This window comes from Agrobacterium sp. CG160-95, assembly GCF_053521725.1.
In genome coordinates, this window is record NZ_JBNWDU010000005.1 from 212,480 (window position 1) to 231,553 (window position 19,074).

19 protein-coding genes are annotated in these 19,074 nt (G+C 59.9%); 10 read left to right on the forward strand and 9 right to left on the reverse strand.

The features are described from left to right. Nucleotides 1–109: 109 nt before the first annotated feature. The 7 genes from ACQZ63_RS18335 (at nt 110) to ACQZ63_RS18365 (ending at nt 6,831) form a co-directional block, all read left to right on the forward strand. Nucleotides 110–316, forward strand: coding sequence for a twin-arginine translocase TatA/TatE family subunit (locus tag ACQZ63_RS18335; protein ID WP_003515599.1), 207 nt, complete (start codon nt 110–112; stop codon nt 314–316). Between the two features lie 54 nt (nt 317–370). Continuing rightward, nucleotides 371–1,099, forward strand: a complete 729-nt coding sequence (gene tatB / locus ACQZ63_RS18340) for a Sec-independent protein translocase protein TatB (RefSeq protein ID WP_003515598.1) — start codon at nt 371–373, stop codon at nt 1,097–1,099. Further along, nucleotides 1,096–1,899, forward strand: a complete 804-nt coding sequence (gene tatC, locus ACQZ63_RS18345; protein WP_003515595.1) for a twin-arginine translocase subunit TatC — start codon at nt 1,096–1,098, stop codon at nt 1,897–1,899. The genes tatB and tatC overlap by 4 nt, the downstream gene beginning before the upstream one ends. A 104-nt stretch (nt 1,900–2,003) precedes the next feature. Then, nucleotides 2,004–3,287, forward strand: a complete 1,284-nt coding sequence (gene serS, locus ACQZ63_RS18350; RefSeq protein ID WP_025593635.1) for a serine--tRNA ligase — start codon at nt 2,004–2,006, stop codon at nt 3,285–3,287. Between the two features lie 212 nt (nt 3,288–3,499). Continuing rightward, nucleotides 3,500–4,270 (forward strand): 5'/3'-nucleotidase SurE, encoded by a 771-nt coding sequence (gene surE, locus ACQZ63_RS18355; RefSeq protein ID WP_113555769.1) that lies wholly within the window; start codon nt 3,500–3,502, stop codon nt 4,268–4,270. Nucleotides 4,271–4,278: 8 nt separating this feature from the next. Next, nucleotides 4,279–4,920, forward strand: a complete 642-nt coding sequence (locus ACQZ63_RS18360) for a protein-L-isoaspartate(D-aspartate) O-methyltransferase (RefSeq protein WP_029658770.1) — start codon at nt 4,279–4,281, stop codon at nt 4,918–4,920. Nucleotides 4,921–5,265: 345 nt separating this feature from the next. After that, complete coding sequence (locus tag ACQZ63_RS18365; RefSeq protein ID WP_162763613.1) at nt 5,266–6,831, forward strand: LysM peptidoglycan-binding domain-containing M23 family metallopeptidase; 1,566 nt, start codon at nt 5,266–5,268, stop codon at nt 6,829–6,831. Between the two features lie 190 nt (nt 6,832–7,021). Here ACQZ63_RS18365 and mobB read toward each other — a convergent pair whose 3' ends face one another. The 5 genes from mobB to moaA all read right to left on the reverse strand — a co-directional run bounded on the left by mobB (nt 7,022) and on the right by moaA (nt 11,577). Next, nucleotides 7,022–7,537 carry a molybdopterin-guanine dinucleotide biosynthesis protein B gene (mobB, locus tag ACQZ63_RS18370; RefSeq protein WP_113555771.1) on the reverse strand — a complete coding sequence of 172 codons (516 nt, stop codon included), beginning with the start codon at nt 7,535–7,537 and terminating at the stop codon, nt 7,022–7,024. Continuing rightward, the gene (gene mobA / locus ACQZ63_RS18375) at nt 7,534–8,160 is read right to left on the reverse strand and encodes a molybdenum cofactor guanylyltransferase MobA (RefSeq protein ID WP_065702451.1); all 627 of its coding nucleotides are present in this window, start codon (nt 8,158–8,160) and stop codon (nt 7,534–7,536) included. The genes mobB and mobA overlap by 4 nt, the downstream gene beginning before the upstream one ends. Continuing rightward, nucleotides 8,157–9,356, reverse strand: a complete 1,200-nt coding sequence (locus ACQZ63_RS18380; protein ID WP_065660876.1) for a multidrug effflux MFS transporter — start codon at nt 9,354–9,356, stop codon at nt 8,157–8,159. The genes mobA and ACQZ63_RS18380 overlap by 4 nt, the downstream gene beginning before the upstream one ends. Before the next feature lies 1 nt (nt 9,357). Continuing rightward, nucleotides 9,358–10,326 carry a DMT family transporter gene (locus ACQZ63_RS18385; protein ID WP_065702452.1) on the reverse strand — a complete coding sequence of 323 codons (969 nt, stop codon included), beginning with the start codon at nt 10,324–10,326 and terminating at the stop codon, nt 9,358–9,360. A 153-nt stretch (nt 10,327–10,479) separates the two neighbouring features. Further along, nucleotides 10,480–11,577, reverse strand: coding sequence for a GTP 3',8-cyclase MoaA (gene moaA / locus ACQZ63_RS18390; protein ID WP_019566166.1), 1,098 nt, complete (start codon nt 11,575–11,577; stop codon nt 10,480–10,482). Between the two features lie 85 nt (nt 11,578–11,662). Here moaA and ACQZ63_RS18395 point away from each other — a divergent pair, with 85 nt between their 5' ends. The 3 genes from ACQZ63_RS18395 to ACQZ63_RS18405 all read left to right on the forward strand — a co-directional run bounded on the left by ACQZ63_RS18395 (nt 11,663) and on the right by ACQZ63_RS18405 (nt 14,726). Then, nucleotides 11,663–12,031, forward strand: coding sequence for a gamma-butyrobetaine hydroxylase family protein (locus tag ACQZ63_RS18395; protein WP_003515573.1), 369 nt, complete (start codon nt 11,663–11,665; stop codon nt 12,029–12,031). Between the two features lie 222 nt (nt 12,032–12,253). After that, nucleotides 12,254–14,065, forward strand: coding sequence for a monovalent cation:proton antiporter-2 (CPA2) family protein (locus ACQZ63_RS18400; RefSeq protein WP_019566167.1), 1,812 nt, complete (start codon nt 12,254–12,256; stop codon nt 14,063–14,065). 52 nt (nt 14,066–14,117) lie between these two features. Next, nucleotides 14,118–14,726: a pyridoxamine 5'-phosphate oxidase family protein gene (locus tag ACQZ63_RS18405; protein WP_113555772.1), complete on the forward strand. Its 609-nt coding sequence runs from the start codon at nt 14,118–14,120 to the stop codon at nt 14,724–14,726. A gap of 238 nt (nt 14,727–14,964) precedes the next feature. Here the strand turns inward: ACQZ63_RS18405 and ACQZ63_RS18410 are convergent, their stop codons facing one another. The 4 genes from ACQZ63_RS18410 to trpC all read right to left on the reverse strand — a co-directional run bounded on the left by ACQZ63_RS18410 (nt 14,965) and on the right by trpC (nt 19,068). Next, nucleotides 14,965–16,035: a GGDEF domain-containing protein gene (locus ACQZ63_RS18410; protein WP_003515568.1), complete on the reverse strand. Its 1,071-nt coding sequence runs from the start codon at nt 16,033–16,035 to the stop codon at nt 14,965–14,967. 500 nt (nt 16,036–16,535) lie between these two features. Beyond that, complete coding sequence (locus tag ACQZ63_RS18415; RefSeq protein WP_111804521.1) at nt 16,536–17,753, reverse strand: molybdopterin molybdotransferase MoeA; 1,218 nt, start codon at nt 17,751–17,753, stop codon at nt 16,536–16,538. Next, nucleotides 17,754–18,245, reverse strand: coding sequence for a cyclic pyranopterin monophosphate synthase MoaC (moaC, locus tag ACQZ63_RS18420; protein ID WP_111804522.1), 492 nt, complete (start codon nt 18,243–18,245; stop codon nt 17,754–17,756). Nucleotides 18,246–18,252: 7 nt separating this feature from the next. Next, entirely contained in the window at nt 18,253–19,068 is an 816-nt protein-coding gene (gene trpC, locus ACQZ63_RS18425; protein ID WP_113555773.1) for an indole-3-glycerol phosphate synthase TrpC, read from the reverse strand. Nucleotides 19,069–19,074 lie beyond the last annotated feature (6 nt).

Below are 19,074 nucleotides of genomic sequence, written 5' to 3' on the forward strand. Positions count from 1 at the left end.
AAGGCACGAAAACTTTATGCCCACAGCCTGTTGAAGCAACGATTTGTTGTTTGAAAAAGCCTTTCAAACGTCTTACATCGTCTGAAAGCGAAATTCAGGAGTTTCAGTTATGGGTTCTTTTAGTGTGTGGCATTGGCTGATCGTGCTGGTGATCGTTCTCGTTCTCTTCGGACGCGGAAAGATCCCGGAACTGATGGGCGATGTCGCCAAGGGCATCAAGAGCTTCAAGAAGGGCATGGCTGACGAAGATCAGACTCCGCCGCCGGCCGATGTCAACGCGAAGACTGTTGACCACAAGGCTGACGAGATCAAGTAAGCGGCTTGAACCTGCTTGTTTTGAGACTGGCGCTAGGGTCTCGGGAGCGTTTTGATGTTTGATATCGGTTGGAGCGAGCTTCTGGTGATCGCGGTCGTTTTGATCGTGGTCGTCGGTCCCAAGGACTTGCCGCCCATGATCCGCGCCTTCGGTAAGACGATGGCCGGCCTTCGCAAGATGGCGGGCGATTTCCGCACGCAGTTCGACGAGGCCTTGAAAGAGGCAGACATGGACGATGTGCGGCAGACAATCTCCGATGTGCGCAATCTCAACCCGACCAATTCCCTGCGCGATGCTATGAACCCGCTTCGCCAGCTCGGCAACGAAATCAAGTCTGATCTCCAGAAGGCGACATCCGCTCCCGATGCGATTTCGTCGACAGCAGCACCTGCAACAAGTGAGCCGGTGGCTCCTCTTGTCAGCGTGCCGGAGCCCGAGATGAAGCTTCCGGATGTGGCGCCTGCGGTGGTTCCCACGCCTTCTGCATCTGGGCCGGTTACTGCGGTTGCTGCTGCGGAAGAAAAGCCGAAGCGTGCGCGTGCGAAATCTGTTGCGACCGTTGAAGCCGAAGCGGTTGCCGCCAAGCCGAAGCGCACCACCCGCAGCAAGCCTGCCGCAGCGCCTGTTGAAGAAGCTGCTGTCTTGAAGCCGACCGTGAAGGCTGTCGCCAAAAAGGTTGCTGTCAGGAAAGCGGCAGCGGAGAAGGCGGTTGCCGTTGCGGATGCCAAGCCGGCCAAACCGGCAAGAACCAAGGCTGCAAAGCCCAAAAAGGATGAAGCATGAGCGGGGACATCGAGGACAAGCCGCAGCCGCTTATCGAACATCTCATGGAGTTGCGCACGCGGCTGATCTGGTCGCTCGGCGCGTTCTTCGTCGCCTTCATCGCCTGTTTCGCCGTTGCCAAGCATCTCTTCAACCTGCTCGTCATTCCCTATAAGTGGGCGGTCATCTGGGCGGGGCTGGATGTGGCGAAATCATCGCTGATCTATACGGCGCCGCAGGAATTCTTCTTCACGCAGATCAAGGTTGCCATGTTCGGTGCCATGGTGATCTCCTTTCCGGTGATTGCCTCGCAGCTCTATAAATTCGTGGCGCCGGGCCTCTACAAGAACGAGCGCGCGGCCTTCCTGCCGTTCCTGATCGCGTCGCCGATCCTTTTCCTCATCGGCGCGGCGCTCGTCTATTTCTTCTTCACGCCCATGGTCATGTGGTTCTTCCTCGCCATGCAGCAATTGCCAGTAGATGGCGAGGTGGCGATTTCCCTGATGCCGAAGGTGTCGGAATATCTCAGCCTCATCATGACGCTGGTTTTGTCCTTCGGCCTGGTATTCCAGCTGCCTGTCGTCACCACGCTTCTGGCGCGGGTCGGGATTCTGACCAGCGACTGGCTGCGGGAAAAGCGCAAGTTCGCCATTGTCATGGCCTTCGTGGTTGCGGCCGTGCTGACGCCGCCAGACCCCATGTCCCAGATCGGTCTTGCGCTGCCTGCGATCATTCTCTACGAGATTTCCATCTACATGGCTCGACTCGTGGAGAGGAAACGTGCTGCGGAATCCAAAAGCACGGAGCTGGAAGAGACCTGACGCTTCGCCACGGTCTTCCTGCTCATCAAATCTCCTCGCGCCGGGCCTTTCGCCCGGCGTTTTGCTGATAAAACGCGAGCGACCAACAATAGTCTGGAACGACGATGCACGACATTAAATGGATACGCGAAAACCCCGAAGCCTTTGATGCAGCACTTGCACGGCGCGGCGCAGAGCCTGCCGCAAGCAGCCTGATCGCTCTCGACGAAAAGCGCCGGTCCGTCATCCAGTCCCTGCAGGACATGCAGTCGCGTCGCAATGCCGCTTCCAAGGACATCGGCGCCGCCATGGCGCAGAAGAACATGGAGCTGGCGGAAAAGCTGAAAGCGGAAGTCGCCGACATCAAGGAGAACATGCCGCGCGCCGAGGAGGAGGACCGCCAGGTCACCGCCGAGCTTAACGACGCCCTGTCGCGCCTGCCAAATATACCTTTCGACGATGTTCCTGACGGTAAGGACGAACACGACAATGTGGTGACCCGCGTGGTCGGCCAGAAGCCAGGCTGGAACCATGAAGCAAAGGAGCACTTCGAGATTGGCGAAGCGCTCGGCTACATGGATTTCGAGCGGGCTGCCAAGCTTTCCGGCTCGCGCTTCACTGTGCTGACCAGCCAGCTGGCGCGTCTGGAACGGGCGCTCGGCCAGTTCATGATCGACCTGCACACCTCGGAACATGGCTACACGGAAGTCTCTTCGCCGCTGATGGTGCGCGATGAGGCGATGTTCGGCACCGGCCAATTGCCGAAGTTTTCCGAGGATCTGTTCAAGACCACTGATGGCCGCTGGTTGATCCCGACGGCGGAAGTGACGCTGACCAACCTTGTCTCCGGCGAAATTCTCGAGCAGGAAAAGCTGCCGCTACGCTTCACGGCACTTACGCCGTCCTTCCGTTCGGAAGCGGGCTCTGCCGGCCGCGACACACGCGGCATGCTGCGCCAGCACCAGTTCTGGAAATGCGAACTCGTCTCCATCACCGACGCGGAAAGTGCTGTTGCCGAGCATGAGCGCATGACGGCCTGCGCCGAAGAAGTGCTGAAGCGTCTTGGCCTGCATTTCCGCACCATGACGCTGTGCACCGGCGATATGGGTTTCAGCGCGCGCAAGACCTACGATCTGGAAGTGTGGTTGCCCGGCCAGAACACCTACCGCGAAATTTCGTCCTGCTCCGTCTGCGGCGATTTCCAGGCGCGACGCATGAATGCGCGTTATCGCGGCAAGGACGACAAGGCGACGAAGTTCGTGCACACGCTGAACGGCTCCGGCACCGCCGTCGGCCGCTGCCTCATCGCGGTCCTCGAAAATTACCTGAACGACGACGGTTCCGTCACAATTCCAGACGTGCTGCTGCCCTATATGGGCGGTCTGACACGGATCGAGAAGGCGGCCTGAGGGAGCGCAGCGTCGTGCTATTGGAAGGAGAATCTTCCAATTACGCCGACGTCATCCTCGGGCCTGTCCCGAGGATCTGCAACCTGTCGATTGATTTAGACGTGATTAGTTCCTCGGGACAGGTCCGAGGATGACGTTGAGAGAACTGCACACCTCACTGCCGGTGGGGAGGATGCTCCGTCCCGGAAGATATGAAAAGCGGAGAGAGAAACATGCGGATTTTGCTGACCAATGACGACGGTATCCATGCCGAAGGGCTGGCGGTGCTGGAACGTATCGCCCGCACGCTGTCCGATGACGTCTGGATCGTGGCGCCCGAGACCGACCAGAGCGGTCTCGCTCACTCCCTTACTCTCTCCGAGCCGCTGCGGCTGCGCAAGGTTTCCGACAAGCATTTCGCGCTGCGCGGTACGCCGACCGATTGCGTCATCATGGGCATCCGTGAAGTTCTGCCGGAAAAGCCCGATCTCGTACTCTCAGGTGTCAATGCCGGCGCCAATATGGCTGACGATGTCACCTATTCCGGCACGATTGCCGGCGCCATTGAAGGTACGCTGCAAGGGGTACGCTCCTTCGCACTCAGCCAGGCTTTCAGCCATTCCGAAGGCCGCGTCGTGCCGTGGGAGGTGACCGAGACCCATGCGCCGGATCTGCTGCGCAAGCTGATGAATGTGGAATTGCCTGATGGCACCTTCCTCAATCTCAATTTCCCCAATTGTGCACCTGATGATGTGCAGGGTGTATCCGTCACCGGGCAGGGCAAGCTCGATTTCGGCCTGACGGTAGAAGAACGCCAGGATGGCCGCGGTCTTCCTTATTACTGGCTGCGCTTTGGCGAACGCCTCGGCACCTTCCTCGAGGGCACGGATATCCACGCTTTGAAGCACTGCAAGATTTCGGTCACACCGCTAAAGCTTGACCTTACGGATTACACGGTCAAGGATCGGGTTGCGCAAGCACTTGGATTCGGAGTCGCCGATTGAAATCCGCAATGGTTGAAAAGGAAGGTTTTGCCGCTCTCGTTCTCCGCTTGCGGGGCGAGGGGATTTCCGATCTCGACCTTTTGACGGCGGTGGAACAGACGCCGCGCTCCAGATTCGTGCCGCCGCAATTCGCCGCTGATGCCTATTCCAGCCGTACAATCCCGATCGACTGCGGCGCCTTCATGGAAGGCGCTGACATGGCGGTGAAAATCCTGGCCCGCCTGCAATTGAAGCCGGGCCAGCGCGTGCTGGAAATCGGTACCGGCAGCGGTTTCATGACGGCGATCATCGCGCGCCGGGTGGAGCGGGTCTTTTCGCTGGAGCGATACAAGACGCTGGTGCAGCAGGCGCAGAACTGTCTGGACGATCTTTCCATCCGCAATGTCGTCATCCGCCAGGCGGATGGCAGCAACGGTCTGGTCGGCGAGGGCACCTTCGACCGAATCGTCGCCACCGCCGCCTTTACCACCATGCCCCGCTTTTTCGCCGAGCAGATCGTCTCCGGCGGCATGATGATCGCGCCGATCATTCTGGAAGACGGGCGCTGCGTGATGACGCGCTTCTCCAAGACCGGCAGCCGCTTCGAGAAGGAAGAGCTGTTCGAGACGCCCTATCTGCCGCTTGGCAGCCATATTGCCCGGCATTTGTGACAAAATGAAAATATCGAAGGCGATTAATTTTCGTCTTAGAATGTTCTAAATCATCACAACCAACTGATTTTCCATAATAATATTGTTCAGACATGACACATGCCGTTTTCGTCATGGTTATCGAAGTGTCAAAAAAGCGCCGAGCGGCTTAACGTTTTAACGGCGTGGTAACACTAACGCGCTTTAATCATAAACATCGACGCATGGTTTTCCCGGGATCGGGAAATGGGCCTTGCAAGAAGTGAAATTTGTGCCGGATCGACCTCGATGCGGCGGGTTGGCGTCAGTGTAGATCGAGTTATGCGTATGAGACATTCGTCTAAAATCGGAAAATCAGTCGCAAAAATGTTCGCAGCGGCATTGCTGGCAAGCGTCGCAACGGGCTGTAGCTCGGATGCAACGCGGTTCAGCGGCCTCTTTTCCAGTGGACCGGATCGGATGACGACAGCGTCAATTCCAGCCCGCCAGGGCGGCAGTGCTTATGGGCAGGCCCCGGTCCCGCAAGGCGACATGAACGGTGGTTATGCCTCTGCGGCACCCCAGGGCGGCTACGCCAATCAGAACATGGCGGCCAACTCCTATCCGTCTTCCGGCGGTTATGGCGGTGGCGTTCAGCCTTCGACGGCCCGTTCGGCTTCGGCCTCTCCGGTGCAACGCTCCGAGCTGTCGGCTCCGCCGGCGGTGGCAAGCCGCGACCCGTCGACCCGCAACGAAGCCATGGCCCAGCCTTTCCCGTCCGCACAACGATCAGCCGCTCCGTCTCTCGCAGCACCTGCACAGCAGGCTGCCGCTCCCGTCGCCGACAATCTCACCACCGCAACCGTCCGTTCCGACAAGAACGGCTGGCATACGGATGGCGCCTCTTCGGTAACGCTGCGTCCGGGTGAAAGCATCGCGACGATCTCCAACCGCTACGGCGTTCCCGAAAAGGAACTGCTGCGGGTCAACGGTCTGAAGACCGCGGCGTCCGCGCAGGCTGGCCAGTCGATCCTTATTCCGAAATTCGGTCAGGTCCGCAATGCCGCTAAGGCTGCGGCTGGTGACATTGCGCTCAACCGCAGCGGCGACGAGCCGAACCCGCTGCGCGGTCCAGACCAGAAGGTAGCCGTGCTGCCCTCGCAGAGTGTTGCCCGCGACAAGGTTTCGGCTGAAAACGGCAAGCTCACACCTCCCGGTGGCAAGCCTATGCCGCCAGCCGGTGGTTACAAGGTTCAGCCGGGCGACAGCCTGGCAAAGATCGCCCGTGAAAACGGCGTTTCGGTTGCAGCCCTCAAGGCCGCGAACGGCATTTCCACCGAAAGCATCCGTGTCGGCCAGACACTCGCCATGCCGGGTGCTTCGACCGACGCCATTAAGACAGCCTCCGTACCCGCAAAGGAAGCGGCCAAGGCAGTGGAAACCGCATCCGCCAAGCCGGAACCCTACAAGGCTCCTGCCGCAGCTGCGACCGTACCGTCCGCTCCTGCCGCAACGGCAAGCGTCGGCGATATCGAGAAGAAGTCCGATATGGCCTCGCTCGCTCCGGAATCCACAGGCATCGGCAAATATCGCTGGCCGGTTCGTGGCGCCGTTATCAATAATTTCGGCGACAACGTCGAAGGCAGCCGCAACGATGGCATCAACATCTCCGTTCCGGAAGGCACGCCGATCAAGGCCGCCGAAAACGGTGTGGTCATCTATGCGGGCAATGGCCTTAAGCAGCTTGGTAACACGGTTCTCGTGCGCCATGACGACGGCAAGGTCACCGTTTACGGCAACGCCGCCAATCTTGACGTGCAGCGCGGCCAGAAGGTTCAGCGCGGACAGACCATCGCCACGTCAGGCATGACTGGCAGCGCCAAACGTCCTCAGGTTCACTTCGAAGTTCGCAAGGATGCGACGCCGGTGAACCCCTCCGGTTTCCTTGAATAGGTATTGCGTCTCAAGGAATGATGAAGCCGGGCCGAACGCCCGGCTTTTTCATTTTTGGGGGTAGGCCAAACGTCCTCACACATTCGACGTCATCCTCGGGCTTGACCCGAGGATCCATGGTGCGGTCGGTTTGCGGGCCCTCGGGTCAAGCCCGAGGATGACGGAGGAGAAGAGTTTGCCGAAACGGCAGTTACGCCCTCACCAACCCAACCGTCTTCTCGACGAAGTCCGCAATCGTGGCGGTATCGTCGAGGTCGAAGACGGGAAGAGTGGTGTCGGTCACCGCGTGATCGGCGGCAATTGCGATGATGTGCGGATCGCCTCCGGCAAGCGGTTCGGTCTTGGCAGCTTCCAGCCGTCGCGCCTCGATCTTCGGCACCGGCTCGTATTTGTAACCCTCGATCAGTACGAGATCGCAAGGGGCGAGGCGGGAGAGGATTTCCTCGAAGGACGGTTCGGCTTCGCCGCGCAATTCATGCATGATGGCAAAGCGGGTGCCGGAGACGATGGTGACCTCGTGCGCGCCCGCCTGACGGTGACGCCAGCTATCGGCGCCGACCTTGTCGATATCGAAATCATGATGGGCATGCTTGATGGTCGAGACCCGATAGCCGCGGGCCGTCAGCTCGGTGACGATGCGGACCGCAAGGCCGGTCTTGCCCGAGTTTTTCCAGCCGGCAATACCGAAGACCTTTTGGCTCATCATGGTTCCATGCTCTCCAGATAGCTTCGAGCGAGCGCCAGTTCATCCGGCGTGTTGATGTTGAAGAACGGATCGAGGCTGCCCTTGGCCGTTTCCAGCGGCGGGAAGGCGATACCGATCGTGACGTGTCGTGCAAGATAGGCGCGGATGCGCCGGTTTGCATCGTTCTTCAGCCATTCCTCCAGATCGTCCGCGAGCGCCACGGGCCATAGCGCGAAAACCGGGTGCAACTGGCCGCTGGAGGCGGCGATGACGATTGCGTCTTCGGCCATGTGTTCGCAGAGGCGGTCGACGAGATCTTCGGGAAAGAACGGGCTGTCGGCGGGCACTGTCAGGAAGTGGCTTTTCCGGGCGCGATGGTTCTGGAAATGCCGCATGCCGGCGAGAACGCCAGCGAGCGGCCCGGCATGGCCGTTCACGGTGTCAGGCAGCAACGGCAGGCCAAAGCTTTCGGCCCAGCCATTCGCGGCATTGATGGCGACATCCGACACCTGTGGCGCGATGCGGCGCACGACATGGGAAAGCAGCGGTTCGTCGCCCAGCATCACGGTCGCCTTGTTGGTGCCCATCCGTCGCGACAGGCCGCCGGCAAGCACAAGACCGGGTATTTCAAATCGCGCCGTCATTGCCGCTTTTCCTGCAGCCTTACGATATAGGTGGTGAGGAGGGCGACAAGGCCGGTCGCCAGCATCACGAGAAGAAGCGGCCAGGTTCCGTCCTCTTTGGACAGAACCGAGGAGGCAAGCACGGAAAGTGCCGCACCGCCGCCGATGGTCATGGCGCCGCCAAGACCGGAGGCGGAGCCTGCCAGATGCGGCTGGACGCTGACCATGCCTGCATTGGCACTTGGCAGGGTCACACCGTTTCCGACACCAATGAGCGCAAGCGGCACGAAAAACGCATAGGGGCTTTCCGCCCCGGTGAATATCAGCGCTATGGCTGCGACAATCCCGGCGATGGCGACGACATTGCCCGACAGCATCATGCGGGTGATGCCGATCTGGCTCGCATAACGGCCGGAGACGAAGTTGCCGAGCATGTAGCCGCTGGCCATGAAGAAGAATTGCAGGCCGAGCATGGCCGGGGCAAGGCCATAAAGCACGCTGCCGACGAAGGGTGCGCCGCCGAGAAACGAAAAGAACATGCCCGACGAGAAGGTCGAGGTCAGCGCATATCCCCAGAAGAGTGGCGAGCGCAGAAGTTCCGGCCAGGCGTGGAACTGCTGCGAGAAGCTTGCCGATCTGTTGTGATTGGTTTCGCCGAGATCAAACCAGGCGAGCACCAGAATGCCGACCCCGAGCAGGGCAAGAAGCGCAAAGCTGGATTGCCAGCCGGAGATATCGTTGAGCAGACCGCCGACCGTTGGGCCGACCATCGGCACCACCGACATGCCCATGGTCACATAGCCGATCATCGAAGCGGCTTGTTCCATCGGCACCATGTCGCGCACGATGGCGCGCGCCAGCACGAAGCCGGAAACGACGGCCGCCTGCGCCACACGCCCGAACATGAAGACGGTGATATCTGGCGCCAGCATGCAGACGAGCGTGGCGACGATCATCATCGCGATGCTGGCAAGCATGACGGGTCGGCGTCCGAAGAGATCGGATAGCGGGCCGATGAGGAGTTGCAGGCAGGCGGTGGCGGCAAGATAGCCGGACACGGCAAATTGCATCACGGCGTAATCGGTCTCGAAATGGAGCGCCATCGCTGCAAGCGAGGGCAGGAACAGGTTCATGCAAAGCGCCGCGACGCCGGCGATAACGACGAGCGTGATGATGTGGGGCGGGGTGGTGCGATCCAGAAAGCGGGCGTTTTTCATGTCATTCTCCCGCTTTTTCCGTAACGGCAGCTTTCGTTACGGACGCTGGCCGCACGGTGGTCGCGGCAGTGGGCGTGGCGGCGGAGCGCTTGGCCATCTGCGAGCGCTTGCGCAGGCTTTCACGGTAGAAGGTGTAGAGGCCCGAGCCGATGACGATCACGGCGCCGACGATCGTGAAGCTGTCGATCTTTTCATTGAAGAAGAACACGCCGATCATGAAACCCCAGAGCAGGCTGGTGTAACGGAATGGCGCGACGAAGGAGATTTCGCCGGTTCGCATTGCCAGAATAATTGCCTGGTAACCGACCAGCACCAGAACGGCAGAACCGGCCAGATGCGACAGGATCATGAAGTTCATGGGCTGCCAGCCGCCGAAGGGCTGGATCAGCAGGCCACCCACCGCCATGTTGACGGAGGCGGTAACGAAGGTGATGGCAAGCGAGGGGACATCCGCATACATCTTGCGGGTCAGAAGATCACGCGCGGCGGTGACCGCCAGCGAGGCGACGACCAGCAGCGCGCCTGAGGTAAAGCCTTCCGGGCCGGGCCGGATGATGACGAGCACCCCAATGAAGCCGACGATGATCGCCGCCCAGCGCCGCCAGCCGACGGGCTCGCGCAGGAACAGTGCCGCACCCAGCGTGACGATCAGCGGCAGGGACTGCAATATGGCCGAGGCGTTGGAAAATTCTATGAGTCCAAGCGCCGTCAGATAGAGAACGGCGGCTGTCACTTCGCAGAGACAGCGCAGGATGATGATGGGGCGCATCAGGGTTTTCAGCGGCCGGAGCGCGCCGAAGTGCCGGGCGGCAATATAGATCAGCACCACCGTCATGATGCCGCGCACGAACATGATCTGGCCGGTATTGATGTAGGGGGTGACGGATTTCGTCAGGGCGTCGTTGGCCGTAAAGCTTGCCATGGCGAGCGCCATCAGAAGGGCGCCGCGCGTATTGTCCGTCAATGCCATTTCATACTGTCCCAGACCATGCGCAGCCTAACCCCAAATTCCTCTCAGGGGTCGCCCGCCGGGCGGGACCGCGCATTCCTCCATGCCAAGAGACCTGACACGGCCAAGCCGGCATTTCAACCGCTTAAATGGGTGGGTGGACGAGAAACAGGTTCAGCCGCCGGTCACACTCATATGGCGGGCGACAGCGGGGCGCTTGTGGGTGCGGTCAATGATGAAATCATGCCCTTTCGGCTTACGCAAAATGGCCTCGTCTATGGCGCCCGAGAGATAGGCGTCGCTGTCGGAAGCGCGCAGCGCCGTGCGAAGGTCGGCGGCATCGTCCTGCCCGAGACACATATAGAGCGTACCGGTGCAGGTGAGGCGGACGCGGTTGCAGCTTTCGCAGAAATTATGGGTCATGGGTGTGATGAAACCGAGCCTGCCGCCGGTTTCCTTTACCGTCACGTAGCGGGCAGGGCCGCCGGTCTGGTAGTCGTTGTCAACAAGCGTGAAGCTTTGTTCCAGATCGGCGCGCAGCCTGGAAAGCGGCAGGTAGCGATCGGTGCGATCTTCCTCGATCTCGCCCATGGGCATGGTCTCGATGACAGTCAGGTCCATACCGCGACCATGGGCGAAACGCATCAGCTCGGGAATTTCAGTCTCGTTGAAGTCCTTCAGCGCGACAGCATTGAGCTTGATCTTGATGCCGGCGGCCTGCGCGGCATCCAGCCCTTCCATCACACGGTCGATATCGCCCCAGCGGGTGATCTCGCGGAATTTCTGCGGGTCCAGCGTATCGAGCGAGACGTTGATGCGCCGCACGCCGCAATCGGCGAGTTCAGCGGCGAATTTCGCAAGCTGCGAACCGTTGGTGGTCAGCGTCAGCTCATCCAGCGCGCCGGTGCCAATATGGCGGCCGAGGTTCCTCACCAGCATCATAATGTTCTTGCGCACCAGCGGCTCGCCGCCTGTCAGCCTCAGCTTGCGCACGCCCCGTTGAATGAAGACGGAACAGAGCCGGTCGAGTTCCTCCAGCGTCAGAAGGTCCTTCTTGGGCAGGAAGGTCATGTGTTCGGACATGCAGTAGGTACAGCGGAAATCGCAGCGGTCTGTCACGGAAACGCGCAGATAGGTTATGGACCGGCCGAAAGGGTCCACCATCGGTGCTTTGTTTTCCGTCAGGGACTGCGCTCTTTCGAGCGATCCGGGGAAACTGTTCACGTCTCCGTCCTCACTGCGCGATGCGCCGGGCACAAGATTGCCGGGCATGTGCTTTACAGGTGATGTAGTGACTTGCCTATCGCGAGGCAAGTCCGTAATTCTGACGCATAAGACGAGCTTGCGGAAGTGAAAAATGAGTGATGCCTGGCCGACTGAACTGCTTGTGTCGAAAGACCGGCGGCAACTGACCGTTTCCTTCGATGATGGAAGCGTCTATCGGCTTGGTGCCGAGATGCTGCGCGTGCTTTCACCCTCCGCGGAAGTGCAGGGCCACGGGCCGGGCCAGAAGGTCACTGTTCCCGGCAAGCGCAACGTGACGATCCGCTCCATGATGGCGACGGGCAATTATGCCGTGCGCATCGTCTTCGACGACGGCCATGACAGCGGCATCTTTACCTGGAGATATCTGAAGGAACTGGGAGAGACCGGCGACGCATCGTTTGCCGATTATGAGCGACAGCTCGCCGAAAAGGGCTTGAGCAGGGAACCGCTGTCCCGGTAGGCGGGCGCAAGGCCTGCGGACACTCCCCACCCTCATTCCTGTGACAAGCACGGGAATGAGGGGAGAAGGGCAGCGGCATCTGAAGCCCGCATGCCTTATGGACAAATAACCCGTTGAATCTGCGCATCGTCCTTCTGTAAAATCATTTTCGATTTTCATACTGATGCGCTAGGAAGTGAGGGAGGGAACACCCTCGTTCTATCAATTTAAACGGGGTGATGTGTGGCGGTCGAAGCGAACGGAAATGATCTGGCCCAGGTGGTCGTGCTTTTGGCGGCGGGCGTGGTGGCCGCGCCGATTTTCAAGCGCATAGGCCTCGGTTCGGTGCTGGGTTATCTGGCCGCCGGCCTGGTGATCGGGCCATATGGCTTCGGTTTCTTCTCCGATTCGCAGGCGATCCTTCATATCGCCGAACTCGGCGTGGTGATGTTCCTGTTCATCATCGGCCTTGAAATGCAGCCGTCACGGCTGTGGTCCATGCGGCAGGATATTTTCGGGCTTGGCGCGCTGCAGGTGCTGGTCTGTATGGCGGGTCTGACGATGGTTGGCGTCAGCCTCGGCTTTCCGCTCATCATGTCATTCGTCGCCGGTACCGGCTTCGTGCTGACTTCCACGGCAATCGTCATGCAGATGCTGCAGGAACGCAACAGCATGTCCAGCCTCAAGGGCCAGCGCATCATCGCCATCCTGCTGTTTGAGGATCTCGCCATCGTGCCGCTTCTGGCGCTCGTTGCCTTCCTCGGTGCTGGTGGCGAGCACGTCACACCCTCGGAGCGCTGGATTTCCGTCGGCATCGCGCTTGCCGCCGTCGGCGCGCTCATTCTGGCCGGGCGTTATCTTCTCAACCCGTTCTTCCGCCTGCTGGCGGCGTCCGGTGCGCGCGAGGTAATGACAGCCGCCGCTCTGCTCGTGGTGCTCGGTTCGGCGCTGTTGATGCAGGTCAGCGGTCTTTCCATGGCGATGGGCGCGTTTCTGGCTGGTGTGCTGCTGTCCGAATCGTCGTTCCGCCATCAGCTGGAAGCGGATATCGAGCCGTTTCGCGGCATTCTGCTCGGCCTGTTCTTTCTCGGCGTCGGCATGGCGATCGATCTTGCCGTCATTGCATCGAACTGGCAGCTCGTGGTCGTCAGCGTCGCAGGTTACATGCTGCTCAAGGCATTCCTGATCTACGGCGTGGCGCGGGCGCTCGGCACCACCAGGCGCGAAAGCCTGGAGCGGGCCGTGTTGATGGCTCAGGGTGGCGAATTCGCCTTCGTGCTCTATTCCGCCGCTGTCAGCGCCGGCATCCTCGACCGCGAAGCCAACGCCATCCTGACGGCGACCATCATCATCTCGATGGTGCTGACGCCGCTGATGGTCATTCTGCACGACCGGCTGGTGCCGGCGGCCGTTCCCAAGACCGATGATCTCGACGTGCCGGAAAATGTCGAGGGCAGCATTCTGCTGATCGGTTTCGGGCGTTTCGGCCAGATTGTCAGCCAGCCGCTTCTCGCGCGTGGCTACACGCTGTCGCTGATCGACAAGGATGCCGACTTTGTGCGCGATGCTGCGGAATTCGGTTTCAAGGTCTATTATGGCGACGGCTCACGTGCGGAAATCCTGCATGCCGCCGGGGCAAGCACCGCGCGTGCGGTGCTGATCTGCGTCGACGACAAGGAAGCCGCTGTGCGGATCGCGGAGATCGTCAAGCATGAATTTCCGCTGGTTCCCGTTCTTGCCCGTGCCTATGACCGTGGCCACGCAATCGATCTTGTGAAGGCCGGCGTGGATTACCAGATCCGCGAGACGCTGGAATCGGCGATGAATTTCAGCGAGGAAGTGCTTGGCGCCATGGGCGAGGAGCGGGAAGATGCTGCCCGCTTGGTGGAGGAATTCCGCGACCGCGACGAGGAACGTTTCGCGATGGAAGTCGTCGGCGGCATTTATGCGGGCCGGTCGCTGATCCGCGGCAATTCCCAGCCGGCGGACCTCGTTGCTGCACGCACCGCGCGCGAGCGGGCGGAGCGGGAAAAAGCGGAAGCGGCAGAGGAATAACGCGCCCTGATTTATGGGTGGGGCAGATTGATTGCAGGGGTTGGAGCGCACAATGACGGTCATTCGCACGGTTGAGGAATTGAAGGCCATTTACGATGGCACAAGCGAGGCATCTATCGCGAAGGTGACAGCCACGCTGACCGCCGAATACCGGCAGATGATCGAGGCTTCGCCATTTCTGGCGCTGGCGACTGTCGGGCCGGAAGGCATGGACTGTTCGCCGCGCGGCGACAAGGGCGGTGTGGTAAGGGTGGCCGACGACAGGACGGTGCTTTTGCCCGACTGGCGCGGCAACAACCGCGTTGATTCGCTTTTGAACATCGTCCGCGATCCACGCGTGGCGCTGATGTTCCTGATCCCGGGCTCGAATACAACAATGCGCATCAACGGCCGCGCTGTCGTTTCGGTCGCACCCGATCTGCTGCAAAGCTTCGAAATGGACGGAAAACACCCGCGCACCATCATTGTGGTCGAAATCGACGAGGTCTATTTCCAGTGCGCGAGGGCCTTGATGCGCTCGGAACTGTGGAACCCCGACAACTTCGTGGAACCCGCGTCACTGCCCACACCCGGCAGCCTGCTCAAAGCCGCCAAGGCGGAGTTCGATCAGGAGACTTATGACCGCGAATGGGCGGTTCGGGCGGCGAAGACCATGTGGTGAGGGGTGGCGGTGCGGCTTTCGTCCTGACGAGACCAGCACATTCGCCCGTGAGCCATTGGCTTCTCTCCGCCCTCATTCCTGTGCTTGTCACAGGAATCTAGCCGACGCGCGTCGGCGCGGCGAGAGAGGCTCTTTTCAGCCCAAGGACTTGGGCTGGCTAGATTCCTGTGACAAGCACAGGAATGAGGGAAGAGGAGAGCGTCCGTTAACTGCGCCCCCGATAAGGACGCACGACGCCCTAGGTACGATAAATCAGCCAGTTCTTGCCGATATAGTTCTTCTGCATGCCGTCCTCGTAAATGACGGAACGGTTCCTGCCGGTTTCCTTGGCGTGATAAAGTGCCATATCGGCATGTCCGTAAAGTTCGCCCGGATTGTTTGCCTGAGAGGCGGAGGCGAAGCCGATCGAGATCGTCACCGTACCGTAGTCGGCGCCCGATCTTGAATTGCGGAACGGCGTGCTTTCCAGCGACAGGCGGATGCGCTCACAGATCACCATGACTTCTTCCGGCGTGTTGCCATCAAGAATGATGGCGAATTCCTCGCCGCCACTTCTGGCGACGAAGCCGTCCTTGCGGACATTGGCGCGGATGACGGAGGCGACGGTGGCCAGTATCTTGTCGCCGACCGGGTGGCCGAACGTATCGTTGATCCGCTTGAAATGGTCGATGTCGAGCAGGATGAGCGTCGTATATTGCAGGCCGATGGAGCTGTTGTAGACGGAGGCCAGCCTGTCATCGAAAGCGCGACGGTTGGAAAGGCGCGTCAGCGAATCGGTATTGGCGATGCGCTTGTATTCATCCAGCTCCAGACGCACCTGTTGCATTTCCTCGGCATGGCGGTTGACGTCGTTGAACGCCTTTTCGCCATCGATGATTTTCGAGCCGGTGGCCTCGGCCAGCAGCGAGACCGCATTTTTCAGGATATTGGTGCTCGATACGGTCTTGTCGTCAATGCGCTGGCGGGTTTCGCCGAGAATTCTGTTGTAGTTCTCGATGGAGGACTGTTCGCGCCTTAGCGTTCCGAGAAGTGCCTCCAGTTCACGCCGCAGCTTCTCATGCGCGTCGTCGATCGAGGCCGTGGGATTGCCTTCCCCGTACCGTGAGGACAGTTCGTCCAGATCCTCCTGCGTCACCCGGTTTCCCAGTGCCGCCAGATCCCTCGTCAGCGCCGGGTTCGAGCCGATATAGGCTTCGTAAAAAAGGCTATAGTTGCGCGGGATCGGCGACACACCCATGCTCCGCATGGCGTAGGCAATCTGCCCGGCGATGTCGGGCCCCGTGGATTTGGGCGTGGATGCCGTGTTCATCAAGAAACTCCAGTGAGTCTGCTTATCGACTATGATTATTATTATGTAGGCCGTTTTGAAAAGCTTAATTTATGGGAAACTAATTTTTGTTCCCTGAAATTTGATATTCGGCAATTTTTATCTTATTTAGCTGATAATTATAAGTAATTCTCATTTCGAGGAAGTTCCGGAGTTTTTTGATTTCTACTGCTCGTCTTGGTGCCAGCTTCGTATTTATTCTGTCAATCCCGATAGTGATTTTAGGGTGATTTATTTCGGCACAACAACGCAGGGTGATAATCGGGAGATGGTTGAGGCACGGAGTTTTTCATCTGGCAAGACGCCGCTTATAAGCAACGAACTTCTTCGCGCATGTCCGGATACAGCAACGTTACAGTTTTTATTACGTCGTCTCAACAGGAGTGGCTGCAGCCCGTCTCATTTCTGTGACTACTTGCGGTGGAAATTGCGCAAGATTTTGAAACAATGCGTTGTTTTGTGCGCCGCCGGAATATGTCCCGTCAGGCTCTAAGCCGTATCACCGAGCATTCCGCACCTGCGTCAACTGCCGGCGCATTTGGCGGGCGCACGATCAGGCCGTCTGAATGTGCCAGTATGTTCATCATGGATGAATCCTGTTTGGCATAGGCTTGCGCCACCAGAGCGCCGTTGTCATCGGCGCTGAAACGGGAGCGAAGATAATCCTGCCGGTGATCGTTCGCCTTCAGCGGTGTGGCGGTTCGGGCTGTGGTGACGCGTTGCGGCGGAATGCGGCGGGCGATTCTGTGGAGCAGTGGCTCGAGGAACAGCAGGCCGCAGACGAGGCTCGCGACTGGATTTCCTGGCAGGCCCAGAACCTGCATGGCATCGATGGCGCCCACCATCAGCGGTTTTCCAGGACGCATGGCAATGCGCCAGAAATCGAGCTGCATGCCTTCGGCCTTAAGCGCCGCCTGAACGAGATCATGGTCGCCGACAGAGGCGCCGCCGAGCGTCACGAGCACATCGGCCTTTGCCACGACAGCCTTGCCGATGGCGGCGCGGATCAACGTGTCGTTGTCGGGTATAATGCCGAGATCGAGAACCTCCGCACCGGCTGCCCGCACAAGTGCGGCGACACCGAAGGTGTTCGAGGCGATGATCTGGGCGGGAAGGGGCGTGCTTCCGGGCGGCAGCAATTCGTCGCCGGTGGCAAGGATGGCGACCAGTGGCTTGCGATAGACGGCAAGCGTTGCGTGATTCATCGCCGCCGCAACGGTGAGATCGGTGAAGCCGAGTTCGCGCCCGGACTTCAAAACCGTGTCGCCCTCGGCAAAATCCTGTCCGCGCGGGCGAATGTGTCTCCCGGCGGTGATGTCGAAAGCGGTGCGGATTTTGCCCTCGCCGAGAAGCTCGGCATCTTCCTGAATGAGAATGGCATCCGCACCCGCTGGCACCGGTGCGCCGGTAAAGATACGCACGGCCTCGCCTTTACCCACCGTGCCCGCGAAAGCGTGGCCTGCGGCAGCCTGGCCTATGACGGTGAGGACTGACCCGATTTGTGGCGCATCGGCACTGCGCAGCGCATAGCCGTCCATGGCCGAGGCATCGAAAGGCGGCTGGGTCAGACGCGCCGCAAGGTCAGCCGCAAGGACGCGGCCATCGCATTCGGCGAGCGGAAGGGTTTCACTGTCAACCACAGGAACCGCCGCATCCAGAAGACGCGTTACGGCCTCATCCACGGGCAGCAGTGGCTTCATTCAGGTCTCCTGTCGCCGGAAATCGCCCGACTTGCCGCCGCTCTTTTCGAGAAGGCGGATATTGACGATCTCCATCGCCTTGTCGGCGGCTTTGGCCATGTCGTAAATGGTCAGGCAGGCGATGGACACGGCGGTCAGCGCCTCCATCTCCACGCCGGTCTTGCCGGAGAGCTTCACCATGGCCTCCACCCGCAGGCCGGGCAGGGCAGCGTCTTCGGTAATGTCCACCGCAACCTTGGTCAGCATCAGCGGGTGGCAGAGCGGAATGAGGTTTGCCGTCTGCTTGGCTGCCATGATGCCCGCGAGCCGGGCTGTGCCGATGACGTCACCCTTCTTGGCATTGCCATCGCGGATGAGCGCCAGCGTTTCCGGCTTCATCTTCACAAAGCCTTCGGCAACAGCGATACGGACGGTCTCGGCTTTGTCGCCGACATCGACCATATGTGCCTCGCCGCTCGCATCGATATGGGTGAGCTTTGTCGCCTCGCTCATCGGCGCATCATTCCGCCGCCAGAACGCCGGATTGGCCGGTTAGCAGGGTTTTGGTAGCTGCTGTCACATCGTCCTTGCGCATCAGGCTTTCGCCGACGAGGAAGGTGCTGATGCCGCTCTTTTCGAGGCGCTGGCAATCCTCATAGGTGAAGATGCCGCTTTCGCCGACCATCAGCTTGTCGGCGGGCACGAGGCCAGCCAGTTTCTCGCTGGTTTCGAGGCTGACCTCGAAAGTGCGCAGATTGCGGTTATTTATGCCGAGAAGCGGCGAGGCGAGCTTCAGCGCCCGTTCGGTTTCTTCCGAATCATGCACCTCGACCAGCACGTCCATGCCGAGTGAAAAAGCCTCGCCTTCAAGGCGTTTCGCCTCATCGTCGGAAAGAGACGCCATGATGAGCAGGATGCAGTCCGCGCCCCAGGCGCGGGCCTCATGCACCTGATAGGTATCGAACATGAAATCCTTGCGCAGCGCAGGCAGCGTGCAGGCATTGCGGGCAGCCGTCAGAAATTCCGGCGCACCCTGAAAGCTCGGCGTGTCCGTCAGCACGGAAAGACAGGCGGCGCCACCAGCCTCATAGGCGGCGGCCAGTGCCGGTGGATCGAAATCCGGGCGGATCAGCCCCTTGGAGGGGCTGGCCTTCTTGATTTCGGCAATCAGACCGAATTTGCCCTCAGCCTGCTTTGTTCGCAGCGCTTTGTAAAAACCGCGCGGCGCAGTCTGGCCTGCGGCCATCGCCTTGAGATCGGCAAGTGAAACCCTGGCCTTGGCGGCGGCAATTTCCTCGCGCTTGTAGATCTCGATATTTTTCAGAATGTCGCTCATGGTTTC

Coding starts and splice junctions, on each gene's coding strand:
- ACQZ63_RS18405 (WP_113555772.1), top strand. CDS start 14,118: ATGACGGTCATTCGCACGGTTGAGGAATTGAAGGCCATTTACGATGGC.
- mobA (WP_065702451.1), bottom strand. CDS start 8,160: ATGACGGCGCGATTTGAAATACCCGGTCTTGTGCTTGCCGGCGGCCTG.
- ACQZ63_RS18395 (WP_003515573.1), top strand. CDS start 11,663: ATGAGTGATGCCTGGCCGACTGAACTGCTTGTGTCGAAAGACCGGCGG.
- ACQZ63_RS18415 (WP_111804521.1), bottom strand. CDS start 17,753: ATGAAGCCACTGCTGCCCGTGGATGAGGCCGTAACGCGTCTTCTGGAT.
- trpC (WP_113555773.1), bottom strand. CDS start 19,068: ATGAGCGACATTCTGAAAAATATCGAGATCTACAAGCGCGAGGAAATT.
- tatB (WP_003515598.1), top strand. CDS start 371: ATGTTTGATATCGGTTGGAGCGAGCTTCTGGTGATCGCGGTCGTTTTG.
- ACQZ63_RS18410 (WP_003515568.1), bottom strand. CDS start 16,035: ATGAACACGGCATCCACGCCCAAATCCACGGGGCCCGACATCGCCGGG.
- ACQZ63_RS18380 (WP_065660876.1), bottom strand. CDS start 9,356: ATGAAAAACGCCCGCTTTCTGGATCGCACCACCCCGCCCCACATCATC.
- moaC (WP_111804522.1), bottom strand. CDS start 18,245: ATGAGCGAGGCGACAAAGCTCACCCATATCGATGCGAGCGGCGAGGCA.
- serS (WP_025593635.1), top strand. CDS start 2,004: ATGCACGACATTAAATGGATACGCGAAAACCCCGAAGCCTTTGATGCA.
- surE (WP_113555769.1), top strand. CDS start 3,500: ATGCGGATTTTGCTGACCAATGACGACGGTATCCATGCCGAAGGGCTG.
- mobB (WP_113555771.1), bottom strand. CDS start 7,537: ATGATGAGCCAAAAGGTCTTCGGTATTGCCGGCTGGAAAAACTCGGGC.
- tatC (WP_003515595.1), top strand. CDS start 1,096: ATGAGCGGGGACATCGAGGACAAGCCGCAGCCGCTTATCGAACATCTC.
- ACQZ63_RS18335 (WP_003515599.1), top strand. CDS start 110: ATGGGTTCTTTTAGTGTGTGGCATTGGCTGATCGTGCTGGTGATCGTT.
- ACQZ63_RS18385 (WP_065702452.1), bottom strand. CDS start 10,326: ATGGCATTGACGGACAATACGCGCGGCGCCCTTCTGATGGCGCTCGCC.
- ACQZ63_RS18360 (WP_029658770.1), top strand. CDS start 4,279: ATGGTTGAAAAGGAAGGTTTTGCCGCTCTCGTTCTCCGCTTGCGGGGC.
- moaA (WP_019566166.1), bottom strand. CDS start 11,577: ATGCCCGGCAATCTTGTGCCCGGCGCATCGCGCAGTGAGGACGGAGAC.
- ACQZ63_RS18365 (WP_162763613.1), top strand. CDS start 5,266: ATGTTCGCAGCGGCATTGCTGGCAAGCGTCGCAACGGGCTGTAGCTCG.